The organism is Flavihumibacter sp. UBA7668 (genome assembly GCF_002483205.1).
Taxonomy (GTDB): Bacteria; Bacteroidota; Bacteroidia; order Chitinophagales; family Chitinophagaceae; genus Flavihumibacter.
Map to the genome: position 1 here is coordinate 860,672 of NZ_DLHM01000005.1, position 11,670 is coordinate 872,341.

The window sequence follows — 11,670 nt, forward strand, 5'->3', positions numbered from 1 at the left end:
AAAATGATTTTATAGGAAAATACAGTGTCAGGCCGCCGGTTCAAGAACCGACGACCCAACGAACTGTCTGACCAAAAATTAAAGTTTGATTTTTACAATGGGTGCATAGTTATGCCGGATGGTTCCTACTCCGGAAACATCTGCCAGCGCCCCTATTCTGAAAAAATACTCTCTGCCGCTTATCAGGAAATTCGCGTGAGCAGTTGCATCAATAGAAAGCTGAACAGTTTCTTCTTCAATGGTTTTGGAAGGTGTAAAATTTTGGATAGTAGCACCTCCTGCTATATTGAATTTGACAGGTTCTCCTACATACTGATCACTGAACGCATACAGCCGAACGGTGCGTAGTTTTACACCTGGTTTGCCAGGAAGAATTTTTACGGTGGCAGTTATTTTTTTGGTGGCCTGATCATAGTTGATTTGTACATCCCGCAACCGCAGATAAGGCACTACCTGGAAATCCCGCTGATTATCACCTTTTCGAATCTCAACACCATTCACATCATAGGGAAAAAAGTTTCCGTTTTGTAATTTGAAATTATAGGTGTTGGCGAATACTAAATTGTTGCGGAATTCTCCCGTGTTCATGATTACCCAACGCTGGAGTACGGGGGATTCAAATCCCTGTTCAAAAGCATCGATGGAAGAACCATTGATCAGATCGGTTTCTACCAGGGAGCCATCAAGGCTGTCTTTGATGCTTCCAAAAAAACGAGCATCGGGTCCTTCCATATTATCCTTTTCACAGGAATACAAGGCCATCAGGGAAAGAGAAAAAATGCCAAGTAGGATGGTTGATAATTTCATGTCAAATCATTTTTGAATTAATACTGGGGATTCTGGATTAAGCGATTGGAGCTGATACCCGGAATACCTTTGTAATAGGACATCATCTGGAAGTTTCTTCCATTGGCCACTTCATCGTAATAGTTATTTGCCCGAACAAAGATGTATTGCGGGGTAGCACCGCGTAAATCCAGTATGGGTACCAATGCTTTTCTTCTGGCAGACTGAAATTCATCATGAAAATCACGACGCCGAACCAGATCCCAATACCTGCTGCCTTCAAAAGCCAGTTCCACCCTGCGTTCTTTCAGAATATTCTCAATGGTAGCAGGTATGTTATCTGTATGTCCGGCACGTTTACGAAGTGCATTCAGATAAGTAGCTGCCAATGCAGGATCACCCTTTCCGCTTTCAATTACGGCTTCTGCATAATTCAGCATGATTTCAGCTATTCGCATATCAATGTAATCAGTGGTAGAGCTGAAATAAGTACCTGCCACATTTTTACCTTCCTGCAGGAACTTCTTTAAAAGAAAACCGGAATTGGAAAAATTCTGATTGCTGGAGCTGCCCAGGTTCAGAAATCCTGAATAACCACTGGGAGCCGCAGCACCATAGGAATAATAGGTTTTGCCATCCTGACCGGTTGCGGAACCATCTGCATAAATAATGGTGGAACCATCCGGTGCAATCAGTCCGCCCTGCATAATGATCTGCACCCCTTTCCAGGAAGAACCGGGTGTAATGATACTGGCCTGCAGGCGGGCATCCTTGTTGGCAAAAATATCGGTCAGGTTAGTGTACTTTTTATAAGGAATGGAAAGATTCAGTTGGCGTGGATTGGAAACAAATTCTGTTTCATTGCCGTCTTCTCTTGTAACTAATGGAGCAGCTTTTCCCTGGCCATCATCTGAATAATCTTCAAACAGATCCACCAGATCCAGGGTAGGGCTCCAGCGGCCATAGAATAATCCGCCCGGATTGGTTTGTGATGGATTGAAAAATACATCTGTGCTGTGGCCCTGGAGCAGGGTGGTAGTGCCATCAATATATCCTTTTTTGAAAAGGACTTCCACCTCTGCCAGGTTGGGACTTTGGAAAATATCCTGGAAGTTTTTAGCAGCTTCTGCACGATTGGAAGGGCTGGGTTTATACAGCGCTTTACCGGATGTCTGAATCACCTGCAAAGAAGCATCTATACATTGCTGATAGAAAAAGTCGGCATCTGCCATGGTCATACCACCTGTCAGTTTTTCATCAACGGCCTGTCCGGTTAAAGGAGCTTTATTCCAGAATTTGGCAATGGAAGCTGCGTGTAAGGCAACCCTTGATTTTAATCCCAGTGCTGCCCATTTGGTTGCTCTGTAATTACCTTCCACTGCAGTATAAGCCCCTGGTAAATTGGCAATTGCCTTATCCAATTCGGAAAGGATATACATCCAGGTATCCTTTTCTGTACTTCTGGGAACGTACAGATTTTCGTTATCCGATCCTGAAATATATTCCTGAACGCCTTCAATAAGAGGTACGCCGCCATACCGTTTGGCCATTCCGAAATAATAGTAGGCACGTATGAAATGTGCTTCGCTTTCAAGTGCTGCTCTTTGTGTGGCTGGCATTTCCACATCCGGCAATTGTTCCAGTAATTGATTTACCTGCCTGATAGAAGCATAGGCCCAGAAATTATCATTAACCGGGCCAACACCGGAACCTGCCGAAAGCGTACTTTCATCTGTATAAAAACTGGTTGCGAAGCCAGGTTCAATGTAGCCGGATCCTGCGGTACGATGGTAATTAAATCCGACTCCCGGATTATATACGAAATCTTCAACCGGCATTTGTATATAAAGATTTGCCAGTAACACTTTTATACCACTGATATCGGTTAATAGTCGGGATGCAGGAACTCTGTCAAGTGGTTCCACATCCAGGAACTTTTTGCACCCTTGAGAAAGGGTAGCTGCAACAATTGCTGCTATAATTATTGATTTCTTGTTCATTTGGGGTTCGTTTAAAAATTAACATTGAAACCAAAATTGAAAGAGCGCATTAAAGGATAGGTCAGGTCGGCTGTATAGGCTCCTTCCTCTCTTTCTGGATCCAGTCCTTTTGCCAGTTTGTTTGTAAAAGTCAAGAGGTTGAATCCGTTGAGATATACCCTCAGGTTTTCAATTTTTGCTCTCCGGATAAGCTTGGCCGGTAGGGAGTATCCTATTTCCATACTTTTCAGACGGAGATAATTTCCTTTAAGTCTCCAGCGATCTGTTGTTAAAGCATCTGTTGTGCCAACAAAATTGGAACGAAGGGCAGGGAACTCACCGGATACCCATTTAGAATTAGGATCATAAGGGTCCATAGAAGGATCTTCCAATCTCCAACGATCCATGTATTTTTCCCAAAGATTGGGATATCTTCCATATCCCCAGACATCGTTAGGTGATGCATAAATGGTAAAAAGAGCCGCTCCCTGAAAAAGAATATTCAAATCAAAATTTTTGTATCCCAGGTTGAGATTCATTCCGTATTGGAGGGGAGGATTCCCTGCATAACCCTGGTATTGCCCAGACCAGAAACTGGGAAGCTGGTCATTTCCATCTATAATACCGTTTCCATCAACATCCTGAATCCGGTAACTCCCCGGCAGCATTAGTGAATTGCCACTGGTTCCACCAAGTAAGGGAGCTGTCTGGTATTGTGTGATATTGGTATAACGCCCGTCATAGACATATCCCCACTCTCTGCCCATATAACGATCACTTCCCCAGGGGTCTTTCCACTTTTGCATGGAACTTTGGTAAGGAGCACGTTCTGTATGTACCAGGTATTTTCTGGCGTAGGTTCCATTTACACTCAGATCATATCGGAAGGAGCCAAGTTTCCCTTTGGTGGAAAGCAATAGTTCAATTCCTTTCACCAGATCGGAGTTGATATTTTCCTGCGGGAAAGATGCGCCAAAGGTATTGGGAACCGATTGAATACGATTGGCCAGGAGTCCATCGCGGTTTTTCTGAAACACATCCAGGATCAAACCCAGCTTACCATTCCATAGACTCAGATCAATTCCTATATTGGCAGTTTTGGTTTGAATCCAGGTCAGGTTATTGTTTACCACACCAGGAGGATACATTCCAAGGGTGAGTACGTTTTCATTAAATACATATCCTCTGTCGATACCCCCGAAACGATAGCCGGGATAGTACTCAAAGGCATTGCCGGCATCTGCACCCATTAAACCATAAGAAGCGCGCAGCTTAAGCTGTGATATAAAGGGCAGGCTGTTTTTTATAAAATTTTCCTCTGATACTCTCCAGCCAATGGAAGCAGAAGGGAAAAAGGCCCATCTTTTCTCCGGTGCATAGCGATAAGAGCCATCTCGCCGGAAAGCCATTTCCAGGAGGTATTTGCTGTCATAGTCATAGTTGAAACGACCCAGGTAGGACATATAACGTTCAATGATCCGGTCGCCTCCATTCTGCATATTCGTAACACTTCCCTGGTTAAGAATATCATGCGTGTATACATCATCATACTGGCGCTGGGCGCTCATGACATCGGTTCTGAAACCACGCATTTCATATACAACGGTGGCACCAACATTGTGCACCTCTGCGAAGCTCTTTTTATAATTGGCAATACCCTGGAAGGTTTTACGACTGAATTGTGTGATTGAATTGGAATAACGGTTAACCCCTCTGTTGGTAGGAACATCTGTAACAAAATCGTATTGCAGATAGGCTCTGGAAAGGTTGGACCAGTTATAGATATTGCCATCATAGGAGGCAAGAAACCCAACCTGCAGGCCATCCAGGAAAGGAACATCGTACTTCAGTTCAACATTGGTCTGGTATTGTGTATTGTTCCATTTTTCATAACCGGAAATCTCCTCATTTGCCAGAGCGTACGGGTTGGTGAATTCTGGTGGAATCCGGGTGATATGATTGGTTCCGGGAACAAAAGGGGAATAGGCGCGGTCTGCAATAATCAGTGGCTTGAAAAACCAGAAATAGGATCCCTGCGGGCTACGGTTGTTGTCCACTTTTCCGGCAAACATTACAGTTGCTTTCAATCGATCCGTCAAATTGAACGTGAGGTTATTTCTGAAATTATATTTTTTGTATTTCTGAATATCGCTGGTGAGTATACCATTATCGGCCAGATAACCGAGACTGGTGTAATACGTAATTTTATCACTTCCTCCGGACACGGAAATATTATGTTGTTGCTGGGAAGTGAAATCGCGCAGTGTGTTGCCAAACCAGTCATAATCCTGGAAGCCGGGATCTGTTCCCGCCTGCCATTTATTGAGTTCCTCTTCTGTAAAAGCCGGGCCCAGTTTGGTGTTCTTATTCATTTCGTTTTTCATTACCCGATAGGTATAAGCGTCTACATTTTGAAGCATACTGGTAGGTTGTTTGAAACCATAGTAACCGGTATAAGTAAATTTTGCCTTGCCTTTGGCTCCTTTTTTCGTAGTTACAATGATTACACCATTATCTGCATTCATACCGTAGATGGCAGCTGCAGCATCTTTTAATACAGAGATGCTTTCTATATCTTCCGGATTCAACCGCTCGAAATCAGACATGCCATCTCTGGGAACACCATCAATTACCAGGAGAGGAGCCCCGAAACCGCGGATGCTGACCAGCGAGTTGAAGGTGCCTGGTTCACCTGTTTGTTGACGAATATGTACACCAGGTATTTTGCCCTGTATATTACTGACTACACTCGGACTTTTTGTAGTAACAATATCCCTGTTTTTAATGGTAGCAACGGAGCCGGAAAGCGTTTCTTTTTTTTGAGTGCCGTATCCAACCACCACTACCTGATCCATTTCTTTGTTTTCATTTACCAGCGTAATTAAAATGGTCTGCTGGTTTCCTACTTTAACTTCCTGTTCTTTATAGCCAAGTGCAGAAACAACAAGTGTTACTTCATTGTCCGGAATTTCCAGGGTGAATACTCCTTTTTCATTTGAGGAAGTACCGATGGTGCTTCCTTTCACTAAAATGGAGACCCCGGCAACAGGCTGATTGGATTCATCTCTGACAATACCGGATAAGAGGCGTTCTACCGGTGCAGCTGTCGGATTTCCAAAAGCTACCCGATGAACCGGTGTATCATTCTCTTTGCGGTCGTACAGAATGATTTTTTGATTCAGTACTTTATAGCCGATATTGAGCGGATAAAATACATCTTCCAGAAAGTTCTCCAGGCTCTTATCATTCACGGCAAAACTGATTTTACGTTCTGCATGAATGGTGTAGGAGCTGTAAACAAATCGAACGGTGGTTCGTTGTTCCAGCAGTTGAATCACTTTTCTGATTTCCTCATCTTTAACAGTCAGGCTGACCCTTCGGTGGAGTGGATCAGGGCCGGCATCCGCCTGTCCCAGCAGACACTGGTGAAGCAGAATAAATAGTACCAGCATGGCAGGAAATAATCCTTTACTGCGTTTGTAAAGCATAGCAATCGCTTGGTTTAATTTCATACTTTCGTATTGTTTGTATTAAAAACTAGTTAAGCAAACCCTCCTTAAAATGGTTGTAAGGATGTCCATATTCGCAGTATGGACATCTTTTTTTTTACTAATCAGATAATCATTTGGTAAAAATTTTGGTTATTAAAATGGGGTGGATATTATCGGCGGCAGCCTTTTCCTTTTAAAAGAATTTTTAATCCTTGTTTTTCATAGGTGATTCCCACGGCTGTGCAGATGAGCTCCAGGCTATTGAATAATTCCTTTTCATCGAGTTGGCCGGTAAATGGACAGGATTTCAGGTTTTCGTCTTCCATTTCCACACTAATATGATAAACTGATTCCAGTTCTTTAATTACGTTCTCCAGAGGAGTGTCCATATAGGTAAAACTGATGCGGTTGTTCGTCTTTATACTTGCAACAGGCAGGGGTTTATCTGCGATCTCTGTTATGAAATGTTGTTCCCTGAGAAAATAGCGCACTTTCTGATTGGGTTCCAGAATAACTCCATTGGCTTTGGTACTGATGGATTGGGTAGATTTTGAAATAGCCGGTGTTTGGAATACCGAAACTTTACCGGTACGAACTGTGACTTCTACCGAACCCTGATTCTGCATTTCCCTTACTTCGAAACTGGTGCCCAGGACCTGCGTAGTTAACTCTCCGGCATACACAAAAAAGGGTCGGGAGCTTTGACGGGCTATTTCGAAAAATGCAGTACCGGTAAGGTATACTTCTCTTTTGTCGGCCTTGAATTTAGTTGGATAACGCAGGCTGGCACCCGGTTGTAAAAGAACGCTTGAATTATCTTCGAGGAGAATGGTATCAATGCCCCTGGTTCTATTTTCTACCTGAACATAACCGTTAGTAAGCTGTCGGGTGGCGTCAGCTGCAGTTTCGGTTCTCTGATACAGCCAGAAAATACCTGCTGCTAAAACAAGCATAGCAGCTGCTGCGAATTTCCACCAGTTATTTTTGTGTACGGCAGGTGCCGGTAATGTCTTTTCCTCTATTTTATTCCAGATAGCCTGTTCCAAAGCAGGAACCTGGTCGGGTGCAGGTTTCCAGCGATTATCTTTACCAATCAGACTATACCAGTGTTCAACCAGTAATCTTTCTTCTTCTGCGCAGGTACCATCCAGGTAAGTCTTTAGTAATTGGTGAAATTGATCTCTTTCCATATATGCGTATTATACTAATGACGCACCAGAAAAGAAAACCCCTAAAGGGTGTGCAGCTTTTTTAAAGAAAATCCGCGAAAAGGCCTAAGAGTACCACATCACTGAGGTGTGTTCGGAGAAGGCGAAGGGATTGCGTAATATGATATTCAACAGCTTTTTCAGAAAGATTGAGTTCCCGGGCTATTTCCCGAACGGTTTTTTGTTCAAAGCGACTTTTTCGAAAAACCTCCTGTGTTTTGGAGGGCAGGAGTTTCAATACTTCTTCGATACTCCACAGTAATTCTTTCCAGAGCAGGGTACGGTCAGCATCAGCAACAGAAAGCACTGCCGATTGGCGAATGGTTTTAGCGTATTCCTCTTTTACGAGGAGGGAACGAATAAAGCTGATGATAGCATTACGGGTACAACGATTCAGGTAGGCGGGCAGATTGTCAATTTGCTGGATTTTTCGGTTATTCCAAAGGGCAATAAAAATATTCTGTGTGATTTCCCGGGCGGTATCGTCTGATCTGGTTTTCTGAAATGCAGTAGTATAGACCTCCTGCCAGAAACGTTGATAAAGCTGTTTGAAGGCCAGGCCATCATCTCTTTTGATTAAAGAGAGCAACTCGTTGTCTGGCAGGTTCGTGTACTGTAGCATTCGGGAGGAAAATAATAAATAGTTGATAAATTATTTAAAATAATTAAGACCTGGTGTTGTTTTGTTAAACAAATACCATTATCTCTATATTTGATCCGTTGAAATTTCCTGTGCATACTATATTTTAGGCTGAGGGAAGTTCATTTCGTTGATTTCATCTCCACAGGCGCTCCGGTAATTAGTGAGCCTATCCAGTTGAAGAGATTCATGACCAGTAACGGAGAGGGTCTTAGTCCCGGTATGGATAAGAGTTTGCTGATGGTGGATTGGTAGAGCGGCAGGGTTTCCATCACAATTGGCAGGTTCTCCTGCCAGGAGATTTCCAGGGCTGTTTCGCGGGTATTGTGGATGCGCAAATCTGCCCATTCGGTTAACCGCGCACCACCTCTTTTGATCAGCTCCTCCACCTTCCCCTCTATTTCAAAATAGCAATCGGCCGAGGCGGATTGTACTATCAGCGCCCTTTTGGCAACGGTTAGGCTGGTTACCAGAAATCCTTCCTTCCACCAGTGTTCGTTTTTCAGGTGTTTCAATTCCTTCAGACGTTCCAAACTATTATTCAGTCGGAAGATGGAACATTCAATTGCCAGCAGCAGTACCGTACCTGGTACCGGCATCCGTATGGCCATCCTGTTTTCGGAGAGTGATTCCCAATAGAGGGTCGCATTCGCAAAACGGAAATTGGGTGTATCTGCTTCTTCGGTAACCAAATCGGGAACGGCCTGTACAGCGGGCATAATTTGAAACGCACCAAATGGCAGAGGTTCCGGTTTCCAGGTGCTGCGGGTTATTTGCGGGAAGCGGATTACCTGTCCGGGTTGTACCACTGCACAGCCGGGCAGCAGGGCGGTTTGATTAAATACATTTCCAATTTCGGTGAGGTACTGTTGTTCAAAATTTAGCATAGTTGTTGTTTTTAAAATGAGCCCGGCCAGGAATAGCCGGGCGTGAAAAATTAAATCCAATCAATCTTTATGGCATTCTACGCGTAACCAGAGGCGCTCTCCCCGGTTAATACAATTTGTTGCCAGTTCCATCAACTGAGCAAAAGCGGCTGCGCTGTTAATGCCCTTTCCGGGACCGGTGAGTTCACGCACCACACCAATACATCCCTTCAATTCTTTCAAAGCATTATTAGCTTTGTGAATCAGGATCAGTGTACGGTTGGGAACCCCTTTCAGTAACAGGTGCAGCTGATGGCGTTTGCTGTATCGCAATTGCAGTTGATAGCGGTCTTCTGGTATGCAGGAGATCCATCGTTTATTCTCCTGCCAGGGCAATTCAATGGTATAACAGATCAGTTCATCTTCACAACTGAGTATACCATTGGTACCCGAGGCCCGATAACTGCGTTGAAGTAACCATTCCATAGCCTTAGCTTTTTACGGTGATCTGACTAACGGCACCAATGGCTGCAGCAGCTACTCCCAGATAACCTGCAATCGTCATCACCAGCGGTGGCAGAACAATTGGAGAGGTAACTACTGTTGCACTTACGGCCGCCAGTGCCAGTGCAATATTGCGGAGCTTTACAAAGAACGGAGGCGTTTCTGCCTGGGCTCTTTCCATCAGGCTCATTTGATCGATTTCATGCTGTTTCATAGTTTGAATTTTTTGTTGTTACTAAAAATGGTTTTCATAGTTGGAAAAAAAACGGGACTAAAGGACCTGTGCCAATTCGGTGTTGTTCCTGGGTAAATCCATTGCGCTCACCAGCACGGTGGTGCCTTCGGGTTGCGGATTGGAAGCCAGGGTTGTGTAGATCCAGTCGAATCCATTTTCGCTTTGTAGTGCCCTGCCGCATTCGAGCAGGGTGCCATCATTTGCGATGAGTTTGAATTCAACTGTTACCACCCGAAAATTATCCATTGCCTGCACCCGGATGGGTTGTCCTGCTTTACCGGTGTATGAATCGGTTTGCAGATTGAATAGTTTAGGTGCCTGCAGGTAATCTTTCAGGGCTGCAATGTATACACGTTCTTTTCCGTGGATGATTGCAGCATAGGTTTCCAACACGGCCGGATCGGCCAGGCTGTTTTTCGCATATAGTACAGCTTGTGCAAACCGTTGTCGGTTTTGCATCTGTGCTGAGATGCATGGTTTAGTCATAGGGATTGGGATTTTAAGGATTAAACAATAGCTTTCCCTTTCGAAAAAACGCAAGAGGGCAGTACGGGGCCATTCCTCCCGCGATGCCGAATGGCTGTCTTGCTGAATTTTTTTACAGATATAGCTGGCAGAAAAATCTGCTTAGAGACTTACAAGTTGAAGAAGTAGTTTCCTGCCTCTTCGGGTGAGCGGAATCTTTTCATTTCCGATAAGAATCCACTTATTGGTAAGTTGTTTGATTTTTTCCCATGCTACCAGATAGGAGCGATGGATGCGTGAGAATTTCTGAACAGGTAATTTTTGTGATAGTTCAGAAATACCCTGGCTCAACTTGATTTTTTTTGAATCGGTATGCAGGATACAATACTTTCCACATGCTTTCAGGAATAAGATTTCCTTTAAGTAAATCGAATGCATTTTCCGCTGCAGACAAAACAAAGTAAAAGCTGGCTCCATATACGTTGGTTTGTGGTTGACAAACAATTACAAAACAATAATAGGGCATGGAGAAGGCTGTTTCCAAATAAAAGGAACGAAACGACATTTTAAGGAACGAATCGACGTTTTTGGGAACGAACGTACATGGGGTAGAGCCAAAATAATAGAAAATTCCGAATAATCAAATAGGGACAGATTAAAAAAACCACCCGCGTTTGCGGGTGGTTGTTATACCCTTAAGGCAGCACCAGTTCAAGTGATCCTGTGTTATCAGGTATGTCTTTGGCGATGGCCCGGATGGTGCAGCCGCTAAGGCTGGCATTGTCCCGAGTGGCGGTGTAGATCCACTTGTTGTAGTTGATGGGGTCGAGGCTGGCGGGGCCTTCTTCCATCAATTCACCGGCAGCAGAAAGGATGCTGACCTTTACGGAGGCAACTCTGAAATCATCTTTAGCGGTTACTATAATGGGAGAACCGGTGAGGCCGGTATAGTCGGATACATCAATCTTTTTAACAACGGGTGCTTTCAGGTAATCACGCAGCGCGATATTGAAAGCGGTGGTGCCTTTTGGTTTTTTGTGATCGTAGGCGGCTTTGAGTTCGGGGTTGGCAACGGCCCCTTTTGCATAATTGGAGGCTTCACCAAACAGATCGCGCACCTGAAGTTGTTGCTCGGTGGCAACGGCGTTTTTGTTGACGGTGGGCAGGGTGGAGATAAAGGTTTTTTTACCTCTGGTTTTGTAAATAAACTGATCACCTACTTTTCCTTTTGCTCCTTTAACGAGCAGGTTTTTTGATACGTTGGACATTGAATTTGATTTTAAAAATTAAAGAATATGGTGTTGAATGCATTCAGGATAACTGACACAAATACTGTGCAGCAGCTGCCGGTTTTTTGAACAAAAGGACGGTCCTCCGTTTTTGGTAGGTACGAAGCATCGGAGAACGGTTGACAGAAACCTGATTTAGTGGTACGAGCCATTTTGTCAGTGATGCATAGTCTATCACTCATCCATCACTCATCCATCAGTGAAGTA

At 44.1% G+C, this 11,670-nt stretch carries 11 protein-coding genes; all 11 read right to left on the reverse strand.

Annotation, left to right across the window (positions count from 1 at the left end; translation table 11 throughout):
- Nucleotides 1–78 precede the first annotated feature (78 nt).
- Nucleotides 79–807, reverse strand: coding sequence for a DUF3823 domain-containing protein (locus B2746_RS15770; RefSeq protein ID WP_290795825.1), 729 nt, complete (start codon nt 805–807; stop codon nt 79–81).
- A 17-nt stretch (nt 808–824) separates the two neighbouring features.
- Entirely contained in the window at nt 825–2,786 is a 1,962-nt protein-coding gene (locus tag B2746_RS15775; RefSeq protein WP_290795827.1) for a RagB/SusD family nutrient uptake outer membrane protein, read from the reverse strand.
- A gap of 11 nt (nt 2,787–2,797) precedes the next feature.
- Nucleotides 2,798–6,277: a SusC/RagA family TonB-linked outer membrane protein gene (locus B2746_RS15780; protein ID WP_290795830.1), complete on the reverse strand. Its 3,480-nt coding sequence runs from the start codon at nt 6,275–6,277 to the stop codon at nt 2,798–2,800.
- 149 nt (nt 6,278–6,426) lie between these two features.
- Nucleotides 6,427–7,446, reverse strand: a complete 1,020-nt coding sequence (locus B2746_RS15785) for a FecR family protein (protein ID WP_290795831.1) — start codon at nt 7,444–7,446, stop codon at nt 6,427–6,429.
- A gap of 61 nt (nt 7,447–7,507) precedes the next feature.
- Nucleotides 7,508–8,086: a sigma-70 family RNA polymerase sigma factor gene (locus B2746_RS15790; protein WP_290795833.1), complete on the reverse strand. Its 579-nt coding sequence runs from the start codon at nt 8,084–8,086 to the stop codon at nt 7,508–7,510.
- Between the two features lie 140 nt (nt 8,087–8,226).
- A complete protein-coding gene (locus tag B2746_RS15795) occupies nt 8,227–8,991 on the reverse strand; it encodes a hypothetical protein (protein ID WP_290795835.1) in 765 nt (254 codons plus the stop codon).
- Nucleotides 8,992–9,051: 60 nt separating this feature from the next.
- The gene (locus tag B2746_RS15800) at nt 9,052–9,456 is read right to left on the reverse strand and encodes a DUF5675 family protein (RefSeq protein WP_290795837.1); all 405 of its coding nucleotides are present in this window, start codon (nt 9,454–9,456) and stop codon (nt 9,052–9,054) included.
- A gap of 4 nt (nt 9,457–9,460) precedes the next feature.
- Entirely contained in the window at nt 9,461–9,688 is a 228-nt protein-coding gene (locus B2746_RS15805) for a hypothetical protein (protein ID WP_290795839.1), read from the reverse strand.
- Nucleotides 9,689–9,745: 57 nt separating this feature from the next.
- Entirely contained in the window at nt 9,746–10,195 is a 450-nt protein-coding gene (locus B2746_RS15810; protein WP_290795842.1) for a hypothetical protein, read from the reverse strand.
- A 141-nt stretch (nt 10,196–10,336) separates the two neighbouring features.
- A complete protein-coding gene (locus tag B2746_RS15815; RefSeq protein ID WP_290795844.1) occupies nt 10,337–10,651 on the reverse strand; it encodes a LytR/AlgR family response regulator transcription factor in 315 nt (104 codons plus the stop codon).
- Nucleotides 10,652–10,869: 218 nt separating this feature from the next.
- Complete coding sequence (locus B2746_RS15820; protein WP_290795845.1) at nt 10,870–11,442, reverse strand: hypothetical protein; 573 nt, start codon at nt 11,440–11,442, stop codon at nt 10,870–10,872.
- Between the last annotated feature and the right edge of the window lie 228 nt (nt 11,443–11,670).

Excerpts from the sequence above, each read along its gene's own strand:
- B2746_RS15770 (WP_290795825.1), bottom strand. The coding sequence starts at position 807 with ATGAAATTATCAACCATCCTACTTGGCATTTTTTCTCTTTCCCTGATG.
- B2746_RS15775 (WP_290795827.1), bottom strand. The coding sequence starts at position 2,786 with ATGAACAAGAAATCAATAATTATAGCAGCAATTGTTGCAGCTACCCTT.
- B2746_RS15780 (WP_290795830.1), bottom strand. The coding sequence starts at position 6,277 with ATGAAATTAAACCAAGCGATTGCTATGCTTTACAAACGCAGTAAAGGA.
- B2746_RS15785 (WP_290795831.1), bottom strand. The coding sequence starts at position 7,446 with ATGGAAAGAGATCAATTTCACCAATTACTAAAGACTTACCTGGATGGT.
- B2746_RS15790 (WP_290795833.1), bottom strand. The coding sequence starts at position 8,086 with ATGCTACAGTACACGAACCTGCCAGACAACGAGTTGCTCTCTTTAATC.
- B2746_RS15795 (WP_290795835.1), bottom strand. The coding sequence starts at position 8,991 with ATGCTAAATTTTGAACAACAGTACCTCACCGAAATTGGAAATGTATTT.
- B2746_RS15800 (WP_290795837.1), bottom strand. The coding sequence starts at position 9,456 with ATGGAATGGTTACTTCAACGCAGTTATCGGGCCTCGGGTACCAATGGT.
- B2746_RS15805 (WP_290795839.1), bottom strand. The coding sequence starts at position 9,688 with ATGAAACAGCATGAAATCGATCAAATGAGCCTGATGGAAAGAGCCCAG.
- B2746_RS15810 (WP_290795842.1), bottom strand. The coding sequence starts at position 10,195 with ATGACTAAACCATGCATCTCAGCACAGATGCAAAACCGACAACGGTTT.
- B2746_RS15815 (WP_290795844.1), bottom strand. The coding sequence starts at position 10,651 with ATGGAGCCAGCTTTTACTTTGTTTTGTCTGCAGCGGAAAATGCATTCG.
- B2746_RS15820 (WP_290795845.1), bottom strand. The coding sequence starts at position 11,442 with ATGTCCAACGTATCAAAAAACCTGCTCGTTAAAGGAGCAAAAGGAAAA.